Origin of the sequence: Marinobacter sp. CHS3-4, assembly GCF_030053415.1 — a bacterium.
Taxonomy (GTDB): domain Bacteria; phylum Pseudomonadota; class Gammaproteobacteria; order Pseudomonadales; family Oleiphilaceae; genus Marinobacter.
The window spans coordinates 1,005,271-1,031,216 of sequence record NZ_JASGBJ010000001.1; the positions used below are offsets into that span (position 1 = coordinate 1,005,271).

The following is a 25,946-nucleotide window of genomic DNA, read 5'->3' on the forward strand; positions in this document are numbered from 1 at the left end:
TTTAGGCAGTTCAAAGCGGCAAGGAATGTCAATTGGTTTACAATCAGGGCATGACGATCGCTAAAAACATTCTTGCCGATTGCCCGTTGCTGTCTGGCTTTCCGCCAGAGGCCCTGGATGAGCTTGCGGCCATTGGCCGTATCCGAGCCTTCAACGCCAACGAGCAGATATACGAGCAGGGCGCCATGAACACGACTCTGTGCGTGATCGCCGAAGGCGTGGTACGTATCAGCTCGATCAACGCGGAAGGTCGTGAGGCGACGTTGATTATGTTCAGTGCGGGTGCCTGGTTTGGTGACGCCGTGTTTTCGCCTGGGGTACCCAGGGTTTACGGCGCCACCGCCCATGAGCCTGTGAAGCTGGTGGAGTTACCCGGTGAGGAGTTCAGGGCATTGATGGGACGGTACCCCCAGTCTTACCCGGTGGCACTGGATATGGTCAGCCGCCGTTTGTGGGCGGCCATGTCTATTATAGAGGATGACGCACTACGGAATATTCCCACGCGAATCGGGCGGCGCCTGCTTTTCCTGGCTCAGATTCAGGGCACCGGAGAGGCCGGAAAGGACCCGGTGACGCTGTGGATCACCCGCGAACACATGGCCAACATGATGGGAATGACCCGCCAGGGCGTTCATAAATGGATAAAGGCGTTCGAAGCCGAAGGGCTGGTAGAACTCGGCTACGGCCGAATGACCCTGACCAACCCGGCCGCCTTACAGGCGTTTCTTGGCCGGGCTGATCTGGGCTGAGGTCAGGTTTTGGCAGTGGTTTTGCGTCGCGGAGCGGCTTTCTTGCTTGCAGCCGGTTTGCGGGTTGCCGGTTTTTTCTTGGCCGCCGGCTTTTTGGTTTCTGCAACTGTGGGCGCTGCCTTCTCTTCCGGTGGCAGCAGCAGGCTTTCCAGCTCGTCCAGGGCTTCACCTGTGTAAACGGCCAGTCTCTGCATGCTTGGCAGCGTGTCCCTGCAGCCGGTGAAGCCAAAGTTCAGTGATCCTGAATAACTCAGGCAGGTGATGTTCAATGCACCGCCGTGCGCGATCAGCGACACCGGGTACATGGCCTCCAGTTTGGCACCCTGGAAATACAGCGACTGTTCCGGGCCTGGAACATTCGAAATAGTGACGTTGAACACTGGGCGCATGCGACCACCCATGCCCGACATCAGCTGAAGGATGTACGGCGACATCAGTAGCATGGTGTATTGGGTCAGTGCCTTCTTGGGCAGTTTTTGAAGGTGTTCCTTGGCCTTTCTCGTGGACTGTTTGATGTGCTGAAGTCGCACAATCGGGTCTTCCTGATCCGTGGCCAGGGAAGCGATCATAAAGCTGATCTGTGTGCCTGTCCCCTGATCGTCCGCTGGCCGGATGTTCACGGGAATGCCTGCCGTCAGCGGTGTTTCAGGCACGTTATCGGTCTCGAGCAGGAAGCGTCGTAGTGCGGTACCACAAAGATACAGAACGATGTCGTTCAGTGAGCCCTCTGCCGCATGAGCTACCTGCTTGATGCGATCAAGCTGATAGTGCTGCGTCGCAAACCGGCGCTGCGGTGTCACGCGGTGATTCAACACCGACACCGGCCCTGCGAAAGGCGCGGTCAGCCCGTCTTCGGGGTGGCGAACGGAATTGACCAGACGGGTCATGGCCTTGGCCAGGCGTGGCGCCATATCGGCCTGCAATTTAAGAGCTTCCTTGGCCTGAGCCAGGGCGGCTGTCACGCTCGCTTCTTCGTCAGATTTACTGGCTCGGGTACGCTCGGGCCGAACAGCCCAGGGCGGCGGCATGTCGGTGTCATTCGGGTTGGTACTCAGAACCCGCTGCAGCAAACGTACGCCACTGATGCCGTCGATCAGCGAGTGATGCATTTTCGTGTAGAGCGCAAACCGGTTGTTTTCCAGTCCTTCTATAATGTGGCATTCCCAAAGCGGGCGCGCGAAATCCAGAGGGTTCGAATGAAGGCGGGATACCAGAATGCCCAGTTCCCGTTCGCTACCGGGGCGCGGCAAGGCTGAATGGCGAACGTGGTAATCCAGGTCGATGTCCTTGTCGACCTTCCAGGACGGGGCCAGAACCCGACCCAAATAGCCGGGGAACGCCAGCTTGTAACACCAGGGAGGAGCAATTTCTCCATCCGCTTTCATCTTGGTCAGCATGTCTCGAAGAAAGGTTTCCGGAGCGTTCTCCGGTAACGTAAAAATCTGCAGGTTTCCGACATGCATTGGAGTGTCTTCCGACTCCACGGCGAGCCAGGATGCGTCCAGTGTCCCCAGGCGTTTCATTGGTAATCCCCTGAATTGGTCTACTTAAACGGATAGCCTTCCGGGGCCTTTCCGTCAATTTATTTATGGCCAGTAAGTATACGCAACAAGTCAGACAATCACACGAACAGACAAACGAGAAGGTTCATTTTTTATCAGGAATCGGGACCGTTTCTCATCGCATGTGCTATTTTCTTTAGCTGGCTAACTTAAGAACAATAAAAACGATTGGAGGTGACGTGGAGTCCAGTCCACTGATATCTGCCGGGCTACCGATTGCTCTGTTTATCATCATGATCGGTATCGGCATGACGCTCACTGTTAGGGACTTCCGCCTGGTGGCGGTATACCCCAAAGGGCTGATCATCGGCACGGTTGCCCAGATTCTCCTGATGCCGCTGATTGCGTTTGCCCTGGCCTCCATGCTGGGCCTGTCGCCTGCCATTGCAGTCGGGCTGGTGATCATCGCGGCTTGCCCGGGCGGCACCACATCCAATCTTTTTGTGTTGCTGTCCCGTGGCAACATTGCGTTGTCCATTGTGCTGACCGTCAGTGCGAGCCTGATTACCATCGTCACGCTGCCCTTGTTCACCAATTACGCCCTCCAGTTTTACGCCGGCGAAACCGAATCCATTTCGCTGCCTGTTCTGCGTACCGTTGGCATGTTGGTCGGTATTGTGCTGTTTCCAGTAGGCCTCGGGATGATCATCCGTACCCGTAATCCCGCGTTGGCCCAGAAAGCGGAAAACGTGGTGAGTCTATTCGGCGGTATTGTTCTTGCCGTGCTGGTGGTGGGGTTACTGTACGGTGTTCGGGATCAGGTTTGGACGCTGTTGCAGCAGGCCGGTCCTGCGACGGTTCTGCTGAATCTGGCGGGTATTTCAGTGGGTTTGCTGGCTGGCCGGGCTGGCGGCTTGTCCCAGCGAGAGTCCATGGCGGTGGCGGTAGAGCTTGGCATCAAAAACAGCACCATCGCCTTACTGGTTACCCTCACCTTGCTGGAGTCCAGCACTATGTCTATTCCAGCCGCGGTGTATGGCGTGTTGATGTTTCCCATCGGGTTTTTGCTGGCCGCCTATGGCCGTCGTGTGATTCCGGGAGGCGACCCTCGTCATTGAATCTGTGCCATCTGCCTCGGGCTCAGAGGCCGTGAGTGTTCAGCAGCTCTTCCAGTTCGCCGCTGTCGCGTAACTGTCGGTAGGCTTTTTCGAGATTATCGAGTGTTTTCGGATCAAGGGCCAGACTACAGCCCATTGAGCGCAGGGTGGTAAAGAATACCAGAGCGGGCTCACTCAGAAGCACCCCGGCAGTGCCTGCTACCTCGGAAGCAGCCCTGACATCCGACGCCCAAAGATCCACCCGGTTGGCCATCAGCATTCTCAGGCCAAGTTCAGGTGTGCGTGTTTGAGTTACGCGATATCCGGCACCCTGCAAGCTCTCGCCGATGACGCCGCCAAGGTGTGTACTGATGCTTAACGGCTTGGCGTCTTCAAGGGTTCGAAGTGATAGATGGCTGTCGGGGCGGCTATAAAGCCCATGACGACTGATGGAAACCGGACCGATCCAGTGCAGATTGGTTTCCCGTTCTTGAGAGCGGTCGATTGGAAAGGTGCAAACACGAGGTTGCTCATAGGCCATAAGGATCGATCGTTTTTCCGGATAGACCCGCAGCTGGAAATCCACGTCGGCCAGGTCGAAAATGCGGCGCACAACAGTCAGTGCATAACCACCCTGAGGTTTGCCCGACAGGACTTCTACCAGAGGAGGCGCGTTGAACGTGATCAGCGTGACCGGAGGTTTGGCCACCGCAGCTCCTGAGATGAGCCAGAGCAACATCAAAGCTGTTGCTAGTCGGCGTGCGATTGCCATAACCGAATCGCCTCCTCATGGGGCAGTGTCATTGGCTTTGGTTTTGTGTCCCGTGCTGCTTTTGGGGCGCCAGGAAGACTCAACCAGTGTCTAGCTGTCTCAGGCTTATTGAGCCGGGGCTCGCAAAGCCGGCCTTGATGCCTTGCAATTGTTGATAGGCGCTCGTCGAAATCCGCCGCCATGGCGGTCATGACGTTCTCTACGCTGTCGTCGCCTCGGATCGCCCTGGAAATATGGTGCCACCAGAGACCAGATAGCGCGGGGTAATCTGGCACGTTGGTGCCAGTCGGGGTCCATACGTACCGAGCCTGACTTCGGTAAAACTCCACCAATCCCCCGAGTTTGCCCGCGTGTTCTGCGAACGTATCCGATTCAATGTCAGACTGTCGAATCGGTGTTAGACCAACCAGAAGCTTTTTCAGCGAAACGGTCTTGGATACGGTGAACTGGGCATAGAGCCAGGCGGCCGCCAGACGATCATCCGGCGTGCTGGTAAGGAAGGTCCAGGCACCGGCGTCCTGGTAGCCGGATTTCATGCCTTCCTCCCAGTAGGCGCCTCGAGGAGAGGGCGCCACGCGCCATAGTGGATTGCCATTGTCATCAGTGACGGCCGCATCGGGATCGGTCATTGCCGGCAAAAAGGCCGTGTACCAGAACACTTGCTGCGCCACCTGGCCCCTGGCTGCCCACTCGCCAGCGGACGTAAAGGTCAGCTCCCGTGCCTGGGGTGGGGCAAAGCGCTTGAGCCAGCGAATGTAGGTCTCTACAGCGTATATGGCCGCCGGGCCGTTCAACGCACCACCCCGGACCACAGATGCTCCAACCGGGTGGCAACCATCCACCCGGATGCCCCAGTCGTCTACCGGCAGGCCATTTGGCAGGCCGGTGTCCCCCATACCCGCAAGGCTTAACCAGGCGTCGGAAATGCGCCAGCCCAGTGACGGGTCGGTCCGGCCATAATCCATATGACCCCATACTTGCACGCCGTCGATTTCCTGAACGTGGTCGCTGAAAAATTCGGCAATGTCCTCGTAGGCACTCCAGTTTTGCGGCACGCCAAGTGGATAGCCGTAGATATCAAAGAACCGACGCCGCAAGTCGGGCCGTGAGAACCAGTCATGCCGGTACCAGTATAGGTTTGCGAATTGCTGATCAGGTAATTGGTAGAGTTTGCCGTCCGGAGCCGTGCCGAATCCCAGGCCAATGAAATCCTCCAGATCCAGCGTTGGCAGGGTGAAGGCCTTGCCGGCCCCGTTCATGTAATCGGACAGAACCAGGGTTTTCTGGCGACGGTAGTGAGTGCCGATGAAGTCGGTGTCGTTGATGTAGCCATCGTAGATGTTAAGACCGGTATCCATCTGCGCCTGAATTTTTTTTACGAGGTCGTCCTCGCCCGTAATTTCGTGCACCACCCGGATGCCGGTAACGTCCTCGAAAGCCTTGGTCAGCACACTGGATTCGTAGGTGTGCGTGTCGATGCGTTCGGAGACCACTCGAATCGTCATCCCCCGGTAAGGTTGGGCTGCGCGATGAAACCATCGCAGTTCTTCGGCCTGCTCTGCAGGCGAAAGGGTGGATACAGTGAATTCTTGTGACAACCAATGTTCAATGACGTCGTCCAGCGGATCAGACAACGCGGAAAAACTCGCAGACAATGACGCGATTACCAAGAATATTCGGCTCACCATAAATCGACTACTTTATATGAGGGTGCCTTTTACCCAGTATGGTTGAAAGCACGAAACTTGCACGGACTCTTCCATTGAGGCCGACGGAAGGCCCTCGACGCACGGAGAATTAGAATAATGACGTTTCTCAGTGGCATAACCATTCTGTTGGTGTATCAATTGGTGGGGGAGGTGACCGTGCGACTGCTATCACTGTCGATACCAGGGCCTGTGCTGGGAATGGTGATGCTGTTTGTGACCCTGATGATGCGTGGCAAAACACCGGACTCCCTGGAGAACGCTTCCACCGCCTTGCTCAGTCATTTGTCGTTGCTGTTTGTGCCGGCTGGTGTTGGCATGATGAGCCACTTCGGACGAATTGCAGACGAGTGGCTTCCGATCACCTTGGCTCTGTTTTTGTCCACCATTATTACCATGGTCGCCACTGCCGGCGTCATGCAGATGACATCGCGCTGGCTTGCCCGCCCTGAAAGCCCGGGAGGGCAGCGGGATGAATGACACCGGAATCCGCGACATCTGGGTGTATCTGTCGGCCTCGCCACTGCTTGGTTTGACGGTGACGCTGGTGGCCTATGGTCTGGCATATCGGGTTTATTTAAAGGCCAATTCCAGCCCGTTTGTGAATCCGGTTCTGACTTCAGTGGTCATGTTGATCGCTTTGCTGATGCTCACCGGCACCACGTACGATGAATATTTTGAGGGCGGGCAGTTTGTTCATTTCCTTCTGGGCCCCGCCACGGTCGCTTTGGCTGTGCCCCTTTATCAGCAGCTGGAACGGTTGCGCGAACTTTGGCTACCAGTGGCGATTTCGCTGGTCTTCGGTGTGGTGATTGCTGCTGGCAGTTCCATTGGTCTGGCCTGGTTGCTGGGCGGGTCTGCGGAGATTCAGATGTCCCTGGCGCCTAAATCCGCCACGGCACCCGTTGCTATGGGCATCTCCGAAACCATCGGCGGGATTCCTTCCCTGACCGCTGTTCTGGTGGTAATTACCGGCATCACCGGGGCGGTGACGGGCACCCGCCTGTTCGAGTTGATGCGAATTCGCGATGACAGCGTAAAAGGAATAGCCATCGGCGTTGCTGCCCACGGGATCGGCACGGCGCGAGCCTTTCAGGTGAGCAACCAGATGGGTGCGTTTTCCGGTCTGGCCATGGCACTGTCCGCCTTTGCAACGGCGCTTGTGGTGCCCTGGCTGGTGGATTTGATAGGGATCTGATCGAGGTAATTTTTTGCGTTTCATCGAATACAATCTGCACCCTTGCGCCCCGATTCTGGCACTGGTCCTCTGGGGTGGCACCGTCGAGTCGTTCGCTCAATCCAATGACGAGGCAACCGAGCCGACCATTACCGTAACCTCTCCCCGGTTGGACCGGAACCTGTACGAGACACCCGCCGCCGTTTCGCTGACCAATGCTCCCGACATCCGCGAGGGTCAGCAGAGGCTGCAACTGGACGAATCCCTGGACACGGTGCCTGGCCTCTTCTTCCAGAACCGATACAATTTTGCCCAGAACCTTCGTTTGTCCACCCGCGGCTTTGGCGCCCGGGCACCGTTCGGGATTCGCGGCATTCGGATTCAGGTGGACGGCATTCCCTACACCCTTCCGGATGGCCAGTCTCAGGTGGATGCGATTGACCTGGATTCCGCCGAGCGCATCGAGGTCATTCGCGGGCCGTCATCGGTGCAATACGGCAATGCGGCGGGTGGTGTGATTGATGTCACCACGGCCAGGGGCGGCGACTTAACGCCGGGCGTGCGTTTACGTCAGGATGTCGGCAGTCACGATTACTACAGAAGCAGCGTTCAGGCCAACGGCAGCCGGGACAAAACCAGCGGCATTGCCACCGTCTCCTGGCTGAACTTCAACGGTTACCGCGAACAGAGCGCGGTGGAAAAAGGGCTGTTCAACGGCCGGCTCTCCCATGACTTTGGTGACGGTCAACGTCTGACCGCCACCCTTAATGCGTTGCATACTCCCAAAGCCGAAGATCCGTCCGGGCTCACCGCTGAGCAGGTAGAGCAGGACCGCCGTCAAGCCACCGATAACGCAAAGCGGCTTGATTCCGGGCAGGACGTCGACCAGCAGACGCTTGGATTGCTCTACGAAACCGCTGCGGTGGGCAGCGGCAAGTTGACCGTCAGCAGTTTTTTCAGTCGGCGGGATTTTACCCAGCAACTGCCGTTCCCCGGCTCCAGCCGAATTGCTTATGACCGCCAGTTTTACGGCACCAGCGCTGACTTCCAGCAGGGCAGCGACGTGGCAGGACTGCCCCTGGTGTGGGTTATCGGTGCAGACCTCCATCGTCAGGTGGATGAACGGCGACGGTATTTGGTGTCCTCCAGCGGCGAGGTCACCGGCCAGACCCAGGACGAAACCCAGAACGCCACAACGTCGGCGGTGTTTGCGCAGGGCGATCTGGCCGTCAGCGATCGGCTGAATCTGTCCCTGGGCACCCGCTATGACAACCTGCGTCTGTCCATTGACGATCAGCGGGTAAGCGACGGCGACGATTCCGGCAGCCGAACGTATCGCGAGGTCAGCAGCTACGCAGGCGTCAGCTACAGGCTGGCGCCGCGGCAGCAGGTGTACGCCACGGTCGGCACCGCCTTTGAGTCCCCCACCTTCACCGAATTCGCCAACCCTGATGGCAGTGGCGGATTCAATCCCGACATCGAACCGCAACAGGCCCTGAACCGTGAGATCGGTTTGCGTGGCACCCTCGGCGAGGGGCTGAGCTACGACCTGGCATTGTTCTCAGTGCGGGTAGAGGATGAAATTCTGCCTTTCGAGCTCCCGGGCAATGATCGCACCTTCTACGAGAATACCGGTCGCACAACTCGCAACGGGCTTGAGTTAGGGATTGATTGGGCCCTGTCTTATCGGTGGCGCATCACCAGCGCGCTCACGCTCGCGGACTACGAATTCGACAATTTCACCGATGATCAGGGTAACAGTGTGGCAGGCAACCGGCTCCCCGGGCTGCCTCAGGAGCAGTGGGTGACCGAAGTAGAATGGCGCGGGCAGGGCCAGCGATTTGTCGCGTTGGAAACCCAGTATGTGGGTGACCTGTACGCCGACAATCGCAACGAAACCCGCGTCAACGACTACTGGCTATTGGGGGCAAGGGCAGGCAATACGCTATGGTTGGGTTCAGGGAACTTGAGTCTGTATGGAGGAATTCGCAACCTGTTGGACGAAGCCTACTTCTCCAACGTGCGAATCAACGCCAATGGCGGGCGCTACTTCGAGCCTGCCCCTGAGCGAACCTTTTACGCCGGCCTGGAGTGGAGTTTTTAAACAAGCGGTCGTTTCATGGTTTAATCAGGTCGTCCGGGGTCTCATTCCGCGGGGGACAATGGGCTTCCTGTACCACGGTGCCGTCGTCCACGCTCTCCAGGTGAACATCGAATCCCCAAAGGCGATGAACGTGACGAAGCACTTCATCGGTGGTTCCACCCAGCGGCACCCGGTCCACCGGTACGTGGCGCAATGTCAGTGAGCGGTCACCTCGCACGTCGACATTCCAGACCTGAATGTTCGGTTCCCGATAACTGAGGTTGTACTGGCGAGCCAGCTTTTCCCGCAGATCCCGGTAGCCTGGGTCGTCATGTATGGCGGTAACCCGGTAAACGTCTTCCTGATCGTCGTTCTGAATCGCAAAGAATTTCAGGTCCCGCATTACCTTGGGTGACAGGAATTGCTGGATGAAACTCTCGTCCTTGAAATTCTTCATGGCAAAATGCAGCGTTTCCAACCAGTCGGAACCGGCGATGTCCGGGAACCACTCACGGTCTTCTTCGGTGGGGTTCTCACAAATCCGACGCAAGTCGGTGAAGATCGAGAAACCGAGGGTGTAGGGGTTGATGCCGGAGTACCAAGGGCTGTCAAACGGTGGCTGGTAGACCACGGCCGAGTGGCTCTGCAGGAATTCCAGCATGAATCCCTCGTTCACCAGGCCCTTGTCGTACATGCGATGGAGCAGGGTGTAATGCCAGAAAGTGGCCCAACCCTCGTTCATCACTTGGGTCTGGCGCTGAGGGTAGAAGTACTGGGCCAGCTTGCGCACGATGCGGATGATTTCCCGCTGCCAGGTTTCCAGCAGCGGCGCGTTTTTTTCAATAAAGTAAAGCAGGTTTTCCTGCGGCTCTTCCGGGAAGCGTACCTTGCTCCGTTCAGTGTCCTCGTCCCCGTTCATTTTCGGGATGGTGCGCCAGAGATCGTTGATACGGCGCTGCTGATATTCCTCCCGTTCTTTGCGGCGCTGCATCTCCTCGGTCGCAGATATGGGTGAGGGGCGTTTGTAGCGGTCTACGCCGTAGTTCTGCAGGGCGTGACAGGAATCCAGGATTTCTTCCACTGCGTCCAGCCCATAGCGTTCCTCGCATTCGGCGACGTAGTCCCGGGCGAACACCAGATAGTCGATGATGGCACTGGCGTCGGTCCAGGTGCGGAACAGGTAGTTGCCTTTGAAAAACGAATTATGGCCGTAGGACGCGTGGGCAATCACCAGCGCCTGCATCGGGAGGGTGTTTTCCTCCATCAGGTAGGCGATGCAGGGGTTGGAGTTAATCACGATCTCATAGGCCAGGCCCATCTGGCCGCGCTGGTAGCCTTTGGATGTGGACAGAAACTGCTTGCCGAAAGACCAGTGGTTGTAGCCCACCGGCATACCTACAGAACTGTAGGCGTCCATCATCTGCTCGGCGCTGATCACCTCCACCTGATTGGGGTAGGTGTCCAGGCCAAATTCTGCCGCGCACTTGGCGATTTCCTCGTCGTATTGCTGGATCAGCTCGAACGTCCATTCCGAACTGGTGGAAATGGGTTCCGCCGCTCTGGGCTCGTTGGGGCGGTCCTGAGCAGGACGGTCCATCATGTCAGTCATGCGGCTTTCCTCTCAAACAGCTGTCGGAAGACCGGATAAATTTCGCCGGGATCAGCAATCTGCTGGAGCGCAAAGCTTTCGGGGAACTGCTCCTGCAGCTTCTCGTATTCGTACCAGAGCATCTGGTGATCCTGGGGCGTGATTTCCACATAGGCGTAATACTGCACCAGCGGCAGGATGCTGTCGGCGAGCAGCTTGCCGCAGATGGGGGAATCATCGTTCCAGTTATCCCCATCGGACGCCTGGGCCGCGTATATGTTCCATTCCGACGGGGAGTAACGGGACTCGATGATCTTGTGCATCAGCTTCAGCGCACTTGACACAATGGTGCCGCCGGTTTCCCGGGAATAGAAAAACTCCTCTTCGTCGACCTCTTTGGCGCTGGTGTGATGACGGATGAACACCACGTCGATCTTCTTGTAGCTCTTCTTGAGGAACAGGTAGAGCAGAATGAAGAACCGTTTGGCGATGTCCTTGTGCATCTGGGTCATCGATCCGGACACGTCCATCAGGCAGAACATCACTGCGCTGGTGGCCGGTTGCGGGTGCTTTACGTGCTGACGGTATCGAAGGTCAATCTCGTCAATGAAAGGAATCTTGCGAACGTTGGCTTTCAGTTCTGCAATCTCATCTTCCAGCGCCTTGATCTGATCCTCGTGGCTGAACGCGGCGTCCAGATCCTCCGGAGCGCTTTTCAGCGCCTCAAGCTCTTTTTCCATACGGCGGATTTTGCGCTTGCGGGACCCGCCAAGTCCCAGCCGGCGAGCGTGGGCGCCGCGCAGTGAGCGGACCACGTCCAGCTTGGCGGGCACGCCTTGGCTGGTGAAACCAGAGCGCACATACTTGAAGGCTTCGGTATCTTTCAGTTTTTTACGTGCCAGGTTGGGCAACTCCAGATCGTCAAACAGAAAGTCCAGGAATTCGTCCTGGGTGATCTGGAAGGCGAATTCGTCCATGCCTTCACCGTCGGGGCTGGCCTGACCTTGCCCCTGGCCCTGGCCACCGCCGCCTTCGGGTTTGGGAATGGTGTCTCCGGCCACGAATTCTTTGTTGCCTGGGTGCACCACTTCACGTTTGCCGCCCTGGCCGTGATGGAAAATGGGTTCGTCCGTGTCCCGCGAGGGAATGCTGACCTTCTCACCGCGTTCAATATCGGTGATCGAGCGCTTGTGCACCGCCTCGGACACCGCCTTTTTGATGTGGTGGCGGTACCGGCGCAGGAACCGTTCCCGGTTCACCGCGCTCTTGTTTTTGCCGTTCAGTCGCCGGTCGACGACGTGGGTCATACCCATGGTTCTACTCCACTTCAGCGCATCAGGACAGGCTCATTGGCTACTGAGATTTCCGAACACGCAGATACCATTCCGCCAGCAGGCGAACCTGTTTCTCCGTGTAGCCTCGATCGACCATGCGCTCGACGAACTGCTTGTGCTTGTTCTGATCCTCCTGGCTGGCCTTCGGATTGAAGGAGATGACCGGTAGCAGGTCCTCGGTGTTAGAGAACATCTTCTTCTCGATCACGCTGCGTAGCTTTTCATAGCTGAGCCAGGACGGGTTCTTGCCCTGGTTGTTCGCCCTTGCCCGCAGCACGAAGTTGACCACCTCGTTGCGGAAATCTTTCGGGTTGCTGATGCCTGCAGGCTTCTCGATCTTCTCCAGTTCGTCGTTAATGGACGAACGGTCCAGGATTTCGCCGGTTTCCGGATCCCGGTATTCCTGATCCTGAATCCAGAAGTCGGCATAGGTTACATAGCGGTCGAACAGGTTCTGGCCGTATTCGCTGTAGCTCTCCAGATAGGCGGTCTGGATTTCCTTGCCGATGAATTCCACGTAGTGAGGCGCCAGGAATTCCTTGATGAATCGCAGATAACGGTCCTGGGTTTCTGCCTGGAACTGCTCTTGCTCGATCTGTTTCTCCAGCACGTACAGCAAGTGAACCGGGTTGGCGGCCACTTCCGTGGTGTCAAAGTTGAACACCTTCGACAGAATCTTGAAGGCAAAGCGAGTGGACAACCCGTCCATGCCTTCCATCACGCCCGCCGAATCCCGATATTCCTGGATCGACTTGGCCTTGGGATCGGTGTCCTTGATGTTCTGGCCGTCATAGACCCGCATCTTTGAGAAGATGCTGGAGTTTTCCGGCTCCTTGATGCGCGACAGAATCGAGAACTGCGCCAGCATGTCCAGGGTGTCCGGTGCGCAGGGGGCGCCGGACAGGGAACTGTCCCGCAGCAGCTTGCGGTAGATGTCGATTTCCTCGGTTACCCGCAGGCAATAAGGCACCTTGACGATGTACACTCGGTCGAGGAATGCCTCGTTGTGTTTGTTGTTGCGGAAGGTCTGCCATTCCGACTCGTTGGAGTGGGCCAGGATGATGCCGTCGAACGGGACCGATCCCATGCCTTCGGTGGTGTTGTAGTTGCCTTCCTGAGTTGCCGTCAGCAGTGGGTGCAGGACCTTGATGGGGGCCTTGAACATCTCCACAAATTCCATCAGGCCCTGATTGGCCTTGCACAGACCGCCGCTGAAGCTATAAGCGTCCGGATCGTCCTGAGAGAAGTCCTCAAGCATGCGGATGTTGACCTTGCCCACCAGCGCCGAAATGTCCTGGTTGTTGTCATCGCCCGGCTCGGTTTTGGACACGCCGATCTGGTCCAGCACCGACGGGTACATCTTCACGACTTTGAACTGGCTGATGTCCCCGCCAAACTCGTGCAGACGCTTGACCGCCCAGGGCGACATGATCGACTTGAGGTAACGGGGTGGGATACCGTATTCCTCTTGCAGGATCTGCGCGTCTTCGGCCGGATCGAACAGGCCCAGCGGTGATTCGTTCACCGGCGAGCCCTTGATGGCGTAAAAGGGCACCTTCTGCATCAGTTGTTTGAGTTTCTCGGCCAGTGAGGACTTACCACCACCGACGGGGCCCAGCAGGTAAAGGATCTGTTTCTTCTCTTCCAGGCCCTGAGCGGCGTGGCGGAAGAACGACACGATGTTCTCCACGGCATCTTCCATGCCGTAGAACTCGGAGAATTCGGGATAGCGTTTGATGACTTTGTTGGAAAAGATGCGCGATAGGCGGGCATCGCGGGATGTATCAACCAGCTCTGGCTCGCCAATGGCTAGCAGCATCCGCTCGGCTGCTGTGGCGTAAGCCGTTGGGTCCTTTTTGCAGATCTCCAGGTATTCCTCAAGAGTGTATTCTTCCTCCTGAGTGGCTTCATACCGGTCTTTGAAGTGCTGCATAATGCTCATATATGGCCCCTCGATTGTGCTCCTGCCTGTTTCAAGACAGCTTTTTAGTTCACGCAACTTCCCCGTCTGCTGTTGGCTCCATCCTTCCGGACGGTGGTTATGGTTATGAGTGAAATGATAGGGAGTGCCCGGAGCAAAAACATCATCATTAATTGCCGCCGGGTTATTTTGAGCTTAGTCCAACCTCAAGACCTTTGACAGACCTAACAAGGTTAAGGTTCATTAAATTATGTTACCGCTTGGTCAGCCGGAAGACGCTCTCGCTGGCGCCGTTTAGCCCCTTGCGTTTGGCGAAAGGGTGATCCCTGGCCAGGGTCTGGGTATGGACGTGTTCTATCTCATAGTCATCTTCATACAACGCTCGGACTTCCTCGTCACTGACGTTAAACGGCGGCGCCGTGGGAGAACCCTCGAAATCCAATGTGATCAGTAAAATCTGGGTTTGATCCGGGGTAACGGCGGTCAGGTGCTCAACATACTTCGGTCGCATGTCCGGTGGCAGGGCAATCAGTGCGGCCCGGTCATACACCAGCCTGACGTGTGACACGTCCGTCGGTACCAGCTGGAAAAAATCGCCGTTCCAGATTTCCAGGTCGTCGTGCCGGAAGATCGTGAACGGCTCGCCGGGTTTGACCATGGCTTTTTCATCGCCTTCTTCGAAAAAGTCTTTACAGGCGATCTCGCTGAGTTCCACGCCGATGATCGGATGCCCCCGGTCATGAAGCCACCACAGATCATGCGCCTTGCCGCACAGCGGAACGAGTACGGTGCCGGTTCTATTTTCCGCCAGTTCTGGCCAGTGTTGATGCAGGTATTGGTTCACCGTGCCCTCGTGGAACCCAATTTCATTGTTGGCCCACCGGCGGTGCCAGAATTCATGTTCCATGTACCTTCTCCTTTTCGCCTATTGGAGGTTATCTTGAGTCTAACTTACTCTTGAATCCTGGTCGTATGGAGGTGCCAATGAAAGCCGTGTTTCTGGATGCCGATACTCTTGGCGAGGATGTGGACCTGTCACCCATTGAATCGGTGACCGGCAAACTGACCATGTACCCCAAAACACAGCCGGATCAGGTGATTGAACGCATAAAGGGGTTCGACACGGTGATCGTCAATAAGGTTGTCTTGAAGAGGGAGCATTTCGACGCCTGCCCTGAGCTTGAAACCATTGCGGTCGTGGCCACCGGCCTGAATAACATCGATCAGCCGGCGGCAAAAGATCATGGTGTCCGGGTGATGAACGTGACCAACTATGGTCGCTCTACCGTCGCACAGCATACCCTGGCACTGATTCTCGCCCTGGCTACGCGTCTGCTGGATTACGACCGCGACGTTCGGGCCGGCCGTTGGGCAGAAAGCGACATGTTTTGCCTGATGGATCATCCGATCATGGAGCTGGAAGGCCGTACCCTGGGCGTTGTTGGTTATGGCGATCTGGGGCAGGGGGTGGTGGAACGCGCCAAGGCCTTTGGAATGAACATCCTGCTTGGTGCCCGACCGGGCCAGGCCGCTGGTGAAGTGGATGGTTACTGCCGAGTTCCAATCGATGAGCTGCTGCCACAAGTGGACGTGCTGTCGCTTCACTGTTTGCTTACGGACGACACCCGAAACATGATCGGCGCCCGGGAGCTGGCAATGATGAAAAAAGACGCCCTGCTGATCAACACCAGCCGCGGCGGCCTGGTCGATGAACAAGCGTTGGCAGATGCCTTGCGGGCTGGGACGATTGGCGGTGCCGGATTTGACGTGTTGACTGAAGAGCCGCCGCGAAACGGCAATCCGTTACTGGCAGACGACATTCCGAATCTGATCGTAACGCCGCATTCGGCCTGGGCGAGCAGAGAGGCACGGCAGCGGATTGTCGACATCACCGCGCGCAACCTTTCAGGGGCCGAATAGTCTGTCCCTAGTAAAAGCCACACAATGCGCCATACTTTGTGGTGATTTGGTATCTGACTGATAATCTGTACAAAACTCCGGCAAACAGGACCTTGTGTGGCTTCACTCCAACTAAAAGACAGGCTTCAGGCGGCTGAAACCTGGATTCTGGCCAATCCCAATCCACCGCAAAGCTGGCCATGGACCTGGCTCTATAACTCCGGTCGAACGGCCTACGCGCTCGCCCGCGATGCTGTGAGCGGCCACCTGGCATTGCATGCCATGAGTCTGGTGTATACCACCCTGCTGAGCATTGTGCCCTTGCTGGCACTGAGTTTTTCCGTGCTTAAGGCCTTGGGCGTGCATCAACGTATGGAGCCGTTGCTGTATCAGTTTTTCGAGCCCATGGGGCCGCAGGGCGTTCAGTTGGCAGAGCAGATTCTTGGATTTGTGGACAACATGAAGGTGGGTGTGCTCGGCTCTGTAGGTCTTGCTTTGCTGGTCTATACGGTTATTTCTCTGGTTCAGAAAATCGAGCGTTCGTTCAACATGATCTGGCGGGTGCCGGACATGCGTTCCATGGCCCAGCGTTTCAGCAATTACCTGAGCGTGATCATGGTAGGTCCGCTGCTGATGGTGTCAGCCATTGGTGTAACTGCCACCATTTTCTCGTCGACTGCGGTCCAGACGTTGATGGAAATCGAACCGCTCGGCTCCATTATCCTGTTTGTCAGCAAGTTCACACCGTTCCTGCTGGTGGTTGGGGCTTTCACGTTCGTTTATGTGTTCATTCCAAACACTCGGGTAAAAGTAAAATACGCCTTCATAGGCGGGCTGATTGCGGGCATATCCTGGCAGGCTGGCGGCATGCTTTTCGCCTCGTTTGTGGCTGGCTCCGCCAAATACGCGGCCATCTATTCCAGTTTTGCCATCGGTATCATTCTGCTGATCTGGGTCTATCTCAACTGGATGATCCTGCTATTAGGTTCCAGTATCGCATTCTATCTCCAGAATCCCGGATCTGTGGCCAAACGGCACAAAGTCAGGCTGTCACCAGAGCTGCTGGAGAAAACAGGACTGGCATTGATGTGGCTGGTGGCTCGGCCGTTTCACAACGGTAAACCTGCACCACAGCAAGAGGATGTTGAAACGCAGCTGCGAGTTCCGGGCGAAGTGACTCGAAAGTTGAGTGACAAACTCATCCGTGCCGGATTGATAACCCTGGCAGGCCGAAACGGTGATTGCCTGGTGCCGGGTTGTTCGCTGGACAAAATTACGGTTGGCCAGGTTCTTGACGCAATTCGCGCCGACGAAGACCGGGTCGTGGATCGGCTTCCCTACAACCTTCCCGCTGGTCTGCTTGCCAGGAACGCAAAAGATGAGGGCCTCACGTTCGCACAGTTGCTTGACGACCAGTCTTCCGGAATCGACTGCCGCCGAGGCGAAGCGCAGCTCTGAGGTTTTCAGGCTCGTGACCGGGCGCCGGCGTCCAGTGAGTCCAGAATGGCTAGACGGATACGAGTGTACTTCTCGTGGGAAATGTAAATCAGTTTGAGAACATCTTCCTCGCTCATATTGCGCTGATGCGCGTGTCTCAGCACCTCACGAGTGCCAATAATGATGCCATCATTGAGGGGCGAATGACTGGTGTTAGGGGTCGGTCTTTCGGCCTCCAGCAGCTTGGCGTGATAAGACGGCGAGAGTTTCCATTCATTGGCCAGTACCTGAGCGGTAGCCCACTGATAGCGTGACAATGCCTGGTGGATCAGGCCGGGCTGTGGCTCAGAAAAGTTTGGATGCGTGCGGGCGATTCGCACCAGTTCTCGGCGCAGGGTGATGTACGAGAGTGCAGGCAGTAATCCTGCCATAAAGAAGACACTGCCGTCCCGACCTTTGAGGTTTGCAACGAGCTCTGCGGCTTTGGCGCAGGTCAGGCCCCACCGCCATACCCTCTGGGCAAACAGAGCTTCCCGACTGTTACGGGCCGCCATCATGGGCCGCATCACGGCTGCGGAGATCACATTGCGAATGCCATTGAGCCCCAAAATGAATACCGCCTGATCCACTGATTCGATGGGGCGGTCTCCAGGATGGAATAAAGGACTGTTGGCTACGTGCAGCAGTTGATCCGTCAATGCCGGGTCACTAAGAATAATTTTGGTCAATGCTTTGCGGTCGGTCTTTTCGTCGGAGAGCGCCCTGGTGAGCATGGGGAGCGTCATAGGTTGACGGGGTAATTCTTCCAGCGACTGGCGATCAATACGGTCGTCCAGAGCGTCCAGTATGGCCTGGCTTTCGCTGTCGGGTTCTTTTAATAGCGCGGACGGCGTGGTGTCCAGCAACCAGCAGAAAAGGTGCTGTTCCAGCTGATGCATTTTTACATGCTCACCGGGGTCTTCCTCGTGGGGAGCGCGTGCTGGATTAAGCAGCCGAGGGTTGCTTGTAACTCTGGCCGAACTGGCCGGCGCAAAAAACGCCGAAATCCAGGATAAAAAGCCTGGCATCCTTTGCCTCCGGAGAAATAATGGTGGTCCGGGAACACTGTCTTCCCTGATTCCTGATTATAGAGCGTGACATGAGTAATGCCATACCGCAGGGCTATACAGAGGGGCGTCGGGTCAGAAAATGGACCCGCCGAAAACAAAAACAAGCTGGCCGACACCGGCAGCAAAACCCAAAAAGGCGCCGACTAGAATCAGTTTGATCTCATCTTCCTGGAAGCAGGGCCTTAGCAGGTCCTGAAATTCTTCAGAGGACAGCGCGATCATGCGCTCTACCATAATGGATTCCACGGCCCTGGCGCGATCGGTCTCAAACACCGGATTGTCAAAAGACGTGCGGGAGATCTCCAGCGCTTTCTGACCAACCTGATTCTTGAGGGTGGCAAAGCCTGTGGGTCCAAAAGCCACCTGGGTCAGGGCCTTGCCCATGCCTGCGGTTTCATCCACCAGTGGTTTGATGTGTTTTTTGACCATATTGCTGGCGCGATCACTCTTCGGGCCTTCCAGGATGGCGTTAATGATGTTGCCCACGGTCAGGATTTCATGGGTGACGATGTGGCAGAAGGATTCGGCCACTTCGGGCTGGCGCTTCAGGAACAGACCCTGGAACCGAACCGGGCCGACTTTCTTTTCATGTAAAGGACGAAAGATAACGTTCAGGGCGATCCAGTTGGTGGCGTAGCCCACCAGCAAACCAAAGAACGGCAGCACCCACCAGCTTTGATAGAAATACCAGACCGTCATCTGAATAAGGCCGAACAGAAAGCCGAAATACAGGCCGGAATTGATGATGAACCGGAATTCTACTTCGCCACACTCCAGAAAGATGCGATTCAGCAAGCGCTTATCCTGGGCCAGTCGTTCGATAACCATGCCTTTGATGTCCAGCAGGTCTTCGATGTTGTCGGAAATATCGTCTACCAGGTTGTCGACCAGATGGGGTGTCGTCTTGCGCACGCGGTCGTAGACCATGCTGCGTGCAGAAGAGGGCAGGTTTTCCCAGAACGTGGGGTATTCGCGGACCATGAGTTCGTCCACGTACTCTTCTGTCCTTGGTTCCACGGTGCTAATGATGTGGGCAGCGAGCACTTTCGGGTCGATCTGCTCAAAGATTTCCTGAACGGTACCAATCTTTGAGATAGTGGCATCAACGCTAATGGCCGCCATTTTGCGGGCCTTTGAAGGAATAATGCCTTGCCAGCCAAGCAGGGGCGGTTTGCCGATGAATTCCAGAGGGTAAAACGTCATTTTGATGGCCAGCCAGTTGGTGGTCCAGCCAATCAGGGCGGCAATGACGGGTATGCTGGCGTACTGCCAGAATTCAGGGGTGCTAAGCAGGCTTGTCATCCGTTTTTCGCTTTTAATTCTTTGGAGTTGGCTCGATCAGCGATCATGTTGGCAGGGGGGGCTTCTGTCAATGACTCCCGTGCCAGCTTGAGACGGCAGTACGGTTGCGGTTGGTCAGGTTCCGAAATCGCCCCATAACCACTGGCAAAGCGCGACGGCTGCAACCGGTGCCGTTTCCGTCCTGAGAACTCTTGGCCCCAGCGCAACCGGCAGAAAGCCGGCCGCTTCAGCAGAGGCAATCTCTTCCGGGTTGAGGCCGCCCTCCGGGCCTACCATCAGCGCGATTCGGGCAGGTTTCTCCAGAGAGTTCAGGGATTGTTCGGTTCGATGGTGCAGCACCAGCCGCAGGTCGCAATCTTCGGTGTGCCTGAACCAATCGGGCAGGCTCATGACCGGCAGGATCTCCGGCACTCTGGCGCGCCCGCACTGCTCGGCGGCGCTGATGGCCACCTGCTGCCAGTGGCGCAGCCGTTTTTCTTCCCGGTCGCCTTTGAGTTTAACGTCGCAACGCTCGGTCGACAGGGGCACGATGCGGGTAACGCCCATTTCCACGGCTTTCTGCACGGCGTAGTCCATGCGGTCGCCTTTAGACAGAGTTTGGCCCAGCACGATCTCCAGGCCGGACTCGGTCATATTTGGCCGCGCTTCCTCAACGTTCACTTCGACGTGTTTTTTGCCAGCTTCGGTGATGGTGGCGCTGTAATCCTGGCCGTCACCATTGAACAAAAGCAGAGATTGGCCGGGCTGCATGCGCAAAACACGACCAACATGCTGGGCTGCGTTGTCGTCCAGCTGGCATCGCCGCCCGGCGTTCAGGGGTGAGTCGGTGAAGATCCGGGGAATGCGCATGGGCGTGTCAGTCCCGTACAGCGATGTCGATGCCTTCGGTCACCACTTGCCCGAGATGGCGAATTTGTTCCTCGGTGATGACGTAAGGCGGCATGAAATAGCTGACGTTGCCCAATGGTCGGAGCAACGCTTCGCGGGTGAGGGCGTGTTTGAACACGCGCATGCCACGGCGTTCTGCGAACGGGAAAGGCTCTTTGGTGGCTTTGTTCCTGACCATTTCAATGGCCAGCGTCATCCCACACTGGCGGACATCGCCGACGTTGGGGTGGTCGACCAGATGAGCCACGGACTCGCCCATCACCTGGCTCAGCCTCTTGTTGTTTTCAATCACGTTGTCGTCGCGGAAGATATCCAGGGTGGCCAGTGCCACGGCGCAGCCTATCGGGTTGCCGGTGTAGCTGTGGGAGTGCAGGAAGGCCTTGAGCGTCTCGTAGTCGTCGTAGAAGGCGTCATAGACGTCGTCGGTGGTGACCACTACAGACAGCGGCAGGTAGCCGGCCGTGAGTCCCTTGGACAGGCACATGAAATCCGGGCTGATATTGGACTGTTCAGAGGCGAACAAGGTGCCGGTGCGGCCAAAGCCCACGGCGATTTCGTCAGCGATCAGATGCACGCCATAACGATCACAGGCTTCACGCAGCTTGGTGTGGTAGATCGGGTGATGCATCCGCATGCCGCCGGCGCACTGGATCAGGGGCTCTGTCACTACGGCACAGATTTCATCGTGCTTATCGGCCAAGATCCTTTCCATGACCTCGAACTGCCTCAGGGCATAGTCTTCGTCCGTTTCGCCGGGCTCCTTGTTATAGGCATCTGGCGAGGGGGCAGTGATGACTTCCATGAGCAGTGGCGCGTAGGTGTCTTTATAGAGCGGCACATCCCCCAGTGCCAGCGCTCCCAGGGTTTCACCATGGTAGCTGTTGCTCAGGTTCACGAAGTTTTTCTTGCTCGGCTTACCGTGGTTTTTCCAGTAGTGGTAGCTCATCTTCAAGGCACACTCGACAGCTGAAGAGCCGTTGTCCGCGTAAAAGCATTTGGACAGGCCGTCCGGCGTAACCTGAATCAGGCGCTCAGACAGATTCACCACGGGTTCGTGGGTGAAACCCGCCATAATCACGTGTTCCAGTTCGCCAATCTGTTTCTGGATGGCGTCATTGATGCGGGGATTGGCGTGGCCGAACAGGTTCACCCACCAGGAACTGACCGCATCGATGTACCGGTTGCCGTCGAAATCTTCCAGCCAGACGCCGCTGCCGCGCTTAACGGGTACCGGCCCCAAGGTTTCGTAATCCTTCATCTGGGTGCAGGGGTGCCAGACGGATTTGATATCGCGTGCGATGAGATCGGCGTTGCGCATCGTGTGCCTCCTCGAAATTCAGGACGCCAATGATACTGGTACGTAGGTGCCTGTCGCCAGTGTTGACGATGTTGCGGTATTCCCAGGCATTGCCATTCTGGCCAGTTTGCCGTTGAAAGATTGCCTCAGAGCCAATGTCGCAGATTCGCACCACAGCGAGAATGGCATAAGACAGACGGGAGGAAAGTATGGAACTGGAACTGACACATGCCTATAACGCCGGCCTGGACAAGGTTCTTGGAGCCTTTCTGAGTGAAGGCCATATACAGGAAAAAAACCAGAGGCTTGGGTCGCGCAACTTGCGGATTGCCGAGCTGCGCCGCGATGATGAATCAGCGAAGCTGGTGGTTGAACGCGAGCTGTCTGCATCGAGCGAAGTGCCCGGTATTCTGGCCAGTTTCCATAAGCCCTGGAACCGCGTTCGCCAGGAAGAACACTGGTTCCGTAAAGACGATGCCGAATGGCACTGCGAATTTCGCGTTCGCATTGACGGCGTTCCCGCAAAAATCAAAGGTATGATGCGTCTTCAGGGAAACGTGGAAAAATCCATCAACTACGTGACACTGACGGTAAAGTGCGATGTCCCGTTTCTGGGGTCAAAAATTGCGAAATTTCTGGCCAAGGATTCTCACGCCAAGATCGAAAATGAGTACCAGGTCACTCGCGAGCTTTTATGAAGTCTCGGGTCGATACCTTTTGAAGTTCTCAGCCTGCTCAAAGATCTCTTTGTAGACTTCATCCCGGTCAACCGGTGGGTAACCATGTTCCCCCAGTAGAAGAATCAGATCGACCTTGAGCTCTGCCTTAATGTCCTCGCGGTGATTCCAGTCGGTGTATTTCACTTTGTCATCGACGACGGTTTTAACGGCTGTAGCGAGTGGCAACAGCTTTTCATCCGGATAGGTGAAGTCATACCGCACGGCCAGATCCTTGAGAATGTCGTAAAACGCTTTGACTTCAAGGTCGATTCCGAGATCTTCAAAAGACCCCACTTCCTGTTTTAACTCGTCGATCATTTTCAGATAGCGATCGATAATTTCGTCAGTGAAATCCTCAACCACTTCGCCCCGCAACACATCCGACTCTTTCCGCTCATTGTATTTTTCGACAAGTGCCTGGAACTGTTTTGAAAAATCCACGCCCCGCGCTTTGTTCACGCGCTTGAAGTCATCAATGGCTTTTGCCAGTAGCTGCTGTAACAGCTTTATTTTCGTGTTGGGCAGTTTGATCTTCTCGATTTTCGCCATGTAATCGTCGTCGAAAATATTTGTGGCGTCCGCGCCGTCCTCACCCAGTTTAAAAATCTCCTCCACACCGTCGGTCTTCAGCGCTTCGGTCATCATCTGACGCACTCGGGCGTTCATCTGGGCTGTGTCTGGTGCATTGCCCTTGGTCAATTTGAAAACAATCGAACGAACGGCAAGGAAGAAATGAATGTGGTCCCGCTGCGATTGGTCAATAGACTCTGAGCCACTGCAAATGTCGTAGGCCGCTTTCAGGCGTTTCACCAGTGCCATGAATCGCTTTTCGGTTTTATCGGTGAGCTGAACGAATTCTGCGGCTTGATTCAGGCAATTCAGCTGCTCCACCGGGCTGCCGTTGAAATAGGCGTTCGAATCAAACTTGTGAAACAGCTTGTTCAAGAGATCGAGGTGGTCCTTTACAACAATGACGGACTGTTCGATCTCTTCAATATTCTGCTGATCGGCCTTGTTGTAGTGAGCCAGGGCCATGTTCATTTGTTTTTTGATGCCGATGTAATCGACCACCAGCCCCTTGCGTTTGCCTTCAAATTTTCGGTTCACGCGGGAAATGGTCTGAATCAGGTTGTGGCGCTGAATTGGTTTATCGATGTAGATGGTGTCCAGAAACGGCACGTCAAAACCGGTAAGCCACATGTCTACTACGATGGCAATTTTGAAATTTGATTTCGGGTTCTTGAACTGTCGGTCCAGCTCCTTGCGATAGTCGGACGTACCCAACGTGTTCCAGAGTTCTTTAGGGTCGTCTTTGCCTCGGGTCATGATCATTTTGACCCGCTCCATCGGCTTGATCTCTTTACGATCTTTATCAGACAGTTCGGTTCCGGGGTCGCAAGCCAGAACGTCATTCCAGTGGGGGCGTAGTGCAATGATCTCCTGCCAGAAGGTATATGCGATGTTGCGATTGCTGCACACGAACATGGCCTTGCCCTTCACGGTGGCGCCTTCCTCCACCCTCCGTTCGTAGTGATGCACGAAATCCTTTGCCAACGCGCGAAGCCGGTCTGGGTCACCGAGGATGATGTTCATGTTTGCGCTGGCTTTTTTGCTTTCTTCAATCTGATAATCGCTGGCACCGTCTTCTGCGCACTGGTCGTAGTAAGCCTCAATCTCCTGCAGTTTCTCGTTATCCAGAATCACCTTGGCAGCGCGGCCCTCGTAAACGATGGGCACCGTGATCTCGTCTTTCACTGATTCGGTCATGGTGTAGCTGTCGACGACATCGCCAAATACATCCAGCGTGGCGTCGATGGGCGTACCGGTGAAACCGACATAGGTGGCGTTTGGCAGTGAATCGTGCAGGTATTTGGCAAAACCAAAGGTGCGCTTGACGCCGTGTTCTGTGACCCGAATCTTCTGGTCGAGGTTCACCTGGCTGCGATGGGCCTCGTCAGAGATACAGATCACGTTATAGCGATCGGTCAATAATTCCGTATCTTCCGTGAATTTATGGATGGTGGTGAGGAAAACGCCGCCACTGGTTCGGCCTTTTAACAGTTCCCTGAGGTTGTCTCGGCTTTCAACACTGATGACCGTCTGGTCGCCAATGTAATCCTTCGCATTGGTGAACTGACCTGCCAGTTGATCATCCAGATCGGTGCGATCAGTGATCAGCACAATGGTAGGGCTCTCAAAATCGACGCTTTTCATTAGCAGGCGAGTCAGGAACAGCATAGTGAAGCTTTTCCCGCACCCCGTTGCCCCAAAGTAGGTGCCGCCCTTGCCGTCGCCCTCCGGCTTTCGATGCTCAAGGATGTTGTCAAACAGTTTTCCAGCCGCATAGAACTGCGGGTAGCGGCAGACGATTTTTTCCTCCCGGTGGGATTTGTCCGGAAAAAAGATGAAGTGCCTGATGACTTCCCGGAGCCGCTGTTGATCAAACAAACCCTTGATCATCGTGTGCAGGGCATTGATGCCATCCTGTTCGATCGACTCGTTGCCGGTCACTTTGCGCCATGTATAGAAATATTCGTAGGGAGCAAAAAAAGACCCAAGCCGTGAATTCACGCCGTCGCTGATCACGCACAGCGCGTTGTACTTCATCAGCTCCGGTATGTCTCTTGCGTAGCGAACAGTGAGTTGTTTCCAGGCATCGTGAATGGTGGCATTTTCTCGAGTCGCGCTTTTAAACTCGAACACCACCAGGGGCAACCCATTGATGTAGAGGATTGCATCGGGGATACGCTTTTCCTGGCCTTCAATTTCAAGCTGGTTTACGACTCGATAGACGTTGCCGCCCACCTTGTATTCAGTACCTTCTTCAGCAACCAGAGTATCTATTTCACCTGGCCTGGGCGCCCGCTGCTCGGGAAGGCCTGAGTAATCCAGCAACTGTATGTAAAGGTCTTTCTTGGTGTGATCCTCGCGCTTCAGAAGAAAGCCATCGGCGACCCATCGATGAACGGTTTTATTGGAGGTATACAGATCAGCCGCAGAGAGCGTGTCTAGCCGATGAATAATCGAAGTGATTTCATTATCAGTTATGCCGTCTTTCGCATAGCGGCCAGCCAGAAAGGCACTCAGATCATCCTTAATCAATACTTCCTCAGGTGATCTGTCCAGGGTGGGCCCCTCAGTGTGGGGATAACCCTGCTCGCCCAAGAGCGCAATGATCGCCTGTTCCAGCCTGTCTTCGGTAAATTTCGGCATCCCTATCCTTACTGCGTGGCGCTACGCACTCTGGGGCTTTCGGAAACTCTATATTTTTGATTCTAAACGAGTGTAGACAACATTTACTGAGCGCACCGTATCACAGTGTGAACAGGGGATGTTTGGCCAAGCGGATCTGCCGTTATAAGATAG

Annotated in this window: 20 protein-coding genes; 8 read left to right on the forward strand and 12 right to left on the reverse strand. The window is 55.8% G+C overall.

Annotation, left to right across the window (positions count from 1 at the left end):
- Window positions 1-32: 32 nt before the first annotated feature.
- The gene (locus tag QLQ17_RS04645; RefSeq protein WP_283208369.1) at window positions 33-749 is read left to right on the forward strand and encodes a Crp/Fnr family transcriptional regulator; all 717 of its coding nucleotides are present in this window, start codon (window positions 33-35) and stop codon (window positions 747-749) included.
- A 2-nt stretch (window positions 750-751) separates the two neighbouring features.
- Here the strand turns inward: QLQ17_RS04645 and QLQ17_RS04650 are convergent, their stop codons facing one another.
- Window positions 752-2,272 (reverse strand): WS/DGAT/MGAT family O-acyltransferase, encoded by a 1,521-nt coding sequence (locus QLQ17_RS04650; protein ID WP_283208370.1) that lies wholly within the window; start codon window positions 2,270-2,272, stop codon window positions 752-754.
- A gap of 218 nt (window positions 2,273-2,490) precedes the next feature.
- On the opposite strand from QLQ17_RS04650, the gene QLQ17_RS04655 reads away from it, so the two are divergent.
- On the forward strand, window positions 2,491-3,369 hold the full coding sequence (locus QLQ17_RS04655) for a bile acid:sodium symporter family protein (protein WP_283208371.1): 879 nt from the start codon (window positions 2,491-2,493) through the stop codon (window positions 3,367-3,369).
- Between the two features lie 22 nt (window positions 3,370-3,391).
- Here QLQ17_RS04655 and QLQ17_RS04660 read toward each other — a convergent pair whose 3' ends face one another.
- Together QLQ17_RS04660 and QLQ17_RS04665 are read right to left on the reverse strand one after the other, a co-directional pair.
- Window positions 3,392-4,057, reverse strand: a complete 666-nt coding sequence (locus QLQ17_RS04660) for a substrate-binding periplasmic protein (protein ID WP_283208372.1) — start codon at window positions 4,055-4,057, stop codon at window positions 3,392-3,394.
- A gap of 41 nt (window positions 4,058-4,098) precedes the next feature.
- Window positions 4,099-5,808: an ABC transporter substrate-binding protein gene (locus tag QLQ17_RS04665; RefSeq protein WP_283208373.1), complete on the reverse strand. Its 1,710-nt coding sequence runs from the start codon at window positions 5,806-5,808 to the stop codon at window positions 4,099-4,101.
- A 117-nt stretch (window positions 5,809-5,925) separates the two neighbouring features.
- On the opposite strand from QLQ17_RS04665, the gene QLQ17_RS04670 reads away from it, so the two are divergent.
- Genes QLQ17_RS04670 through QLQ17_RS04680 form a run of 3 tightly spaced genes read left to right on the forward strand, consistent with a single transcriptional unit; the run spans window position 5,926 to window position 9,107 of the window.
- Window positions 5,926-6,306 carry a CidA/LrgA family protein gene (locus QLQ17_RS04670; protein WP_283208374.1) on the forward strand — a complete coding sequence of 127 codons (381 nt, stop codon included), beginning with the start codon at window positions 5,926-5,928 and terminating at the stop codon, window positions 6,304-6,306.
- Complete coding sequence (locus QLQ17_RS04675) at window positions 6,299-7,024, forward strand: LrgB family protein (RefSeq protein ID WP_283208375.1); 726 nt, start codon at window positions 6,299-6,301, stop codon at window positions 7,022-7,024. Before QLQ17_RS04670 ends, QLQ17_RS04675 begins: the two co-directional genes overlap by 8 nt.
- Window positions 7,025-7,037: 13 nt before the next feature.
- Window positions 7,038-9,107, forward strand: coding sequence for a TonB-dependent receptor family protein (locus QLQ17_RS04680; protein WP_283208376.1), 2,070 nt, complete (start codon window positions 7,038-7,040; stop codon window positions 9,105-9,107).
- 13 nt (window positions 9,108-9,120) lie between these two features.
- Here the strand turns inward: QLQ17_RS04680 and QLQ17_RS04685 are convergent, their stop codons facing one another.
- The 4 genes from QLQ17_RS04685 to tmpT form a co-directional block, all read right to left on the reverse strand.
- The gene (locus QLQ17_RS04685) at window positions 9,121-10,695 is read right to left on the reverse strand and encodes a SpoVR family protein (RefSeq protein WP_283208377.1); all 1,575 of its coding nucleotides are present in this window, start codon (window positions 10,693-10,695) and stop codon (window positions 9,121-9,123) included.
- The gene (locus QLQ17_RS04690) at window positions 10,692-11,987 is read right to left on the reverse strand and encodes a YeaH/YhbH family protein (RefSeq protein WP_283208378.1); all 1,296 of its coding nucleotides are present in this window, start codon (window positions 11,985-11,987) and stop codon (window positions 10,692-10,694) included. Before QLQ17_RS04690 ends, QLQ17_RS04685 begins: the two co-directional genes overlap by 4 nt.
- Window positions 11,988-12,027: 40 nt before the next feature.
- On the reverse strand, window positions 12,028-13,950 hold the full coding sequence (locus tag QLQ17_RS04695; RefSeq protein ID WP_283208379.1) for a PrkA family serine protein kinase: 1,923 nt from the start codon (window positions 13,948-13,950) through the stop codon (window positions 12,028-12,030).
- Window positions 13,951-14,182: 232 nt separating this feature from the next.
- Window positions 14,183-14,836, reverse strand: a complete 654-nt coding sequence (tmpT, locus tag QLQ17_RS04700; protein ID WP_283208380.1) for a thiopurine S-methyltransferase — start codon at window positions 14,834-14,836, stop codon at window positions 14,183-14,185.
- Window positions 14,837-14,913: 77 nt separating this feature from the next.
- Here tmpT and QLQ17_RS04705 point away from each other — a divergent pair, with 77 nt between their 5' ends.
- Together QLQ17_RS04705 and QLQ17_RS04710 are read left to right on the forward strand one after the other, a co-directional pair.
- Window positions 14,914-15,849: a D-2-hydroxyacid dehydrogenase gene (locus QLQ17_RS04705; RefSeq protein ID WP_283208381.1), complete on the forward strand. Its 936-nt coding sequence runs from the start codon at window positions 14,914-14,916 to the stop codon at window positions 15,847-15,849.
- 96 nt (window positions 15,850-15,945) lie between these two features.
- Complete coding sequence (locus QLQ17_RS04710; protein ID WP_283208382.1) at window positions 15,946-17,286, forward strand: YihY/virulence factor BrkB family protein; 1,341 nt, start codon at window positions 15,946-15,948, stop codon at window positions 17,284-17,286.
- Window positions 17,287-17,291: 5 nt separating this feature from the next.
- On the opposite strand, the gene QLQ17_RS04715 is transcribed toward QLQ17_RS04710, so the two are convergent.
- From QLQ17_RS04715 to QLQ17_RS04730, 4 genes are all read right to left on the reverse strand, one after another.
- Window positions 17,292-18,332: an HDOD domain-containing protein gene (locus QLQ17_RS04715; RefSeq protein WP_283208383.1), complete on the reverse strand. Its 1,041-nt coding sequence runs from the start codon at window positions 18,330-18,332 to the stop codon at window positions 17,292-17,294.
- Window positions 18,333-18,446: 114 nt separating this feature from the next.
- Entirely contained in the window at window positions 18,447-19,676 is a 1,230-nt protein-coding gene (locus QLQ17_RS04720) for a DUF445 domain-containing protein (RefSeq protein WP_283208384.1), read from the reverse strand.
- Window positions 19,677-19,790: 114 nt separating this feature from the next.
- Window positions 19,791-20,525 (reverse strand): 16S rRNA (uracil(1498)-N(3))-methyltransferase, encoded by a 735-nt coding sequence (locus QLQ17_RS04725; protein WP_283208385.1) that lies wholly within the window; start codon window positions 20,523-20,525, stop codon window positions 19,791-19,793.
- 7 nt (window positions 20,526-20,532) lie between these two features.
- Entirely contained in the window at window positions 20,533-21,882 is a 1,350-nt protein-coding gene (locus tag QLQ17_RS04730) for an adenosylmethionine--8-amino-7-oxononanoate transaminase (protein WP_283208386.1), read from the reverse strand.
- A gap of 188 nt (window positions 21,883-22,070) precedes the next feature.
- Between QLQ17_RS04730 and QLQ17_RS04735 the strand changes: the two genes are divergently transcribed.
- On the forward strand, window positions 22,071-22,559 hold the full coding sequence (locus tag QLQ17_RS04735) for a DUF2505 domain-containing protein (RefSeq protein ID WP_283208387.1): 489 nt from the start codon (window positions 22,071-22,073) through the stop codon (window positions 22,557-22,559).
- On the opposite strand, the gene QLQ17_RS04740 is transcribed toward QLQ17_RS04735, so the two are convergent.
- Window positions 22,554-25,793 (reverse strand): type I restriction endonuclease subunit R, encoded by a 3,240-nt coding sequence (locus tag QLQ17_RS04740; RefSeq protein WP_283208388.1) that lies wholly within the window; start codon window positions 25,791-25,793, stop codon window positions 22,554-22,556. The two genes, QLQ17_RS04735 and QLQ17_RS04740, sit on opposite strands and share 6 nt — an antisense overlap.
- Between the last annotated feature and the right edge of the window lie 153 nt (window positions 25,794-25,946).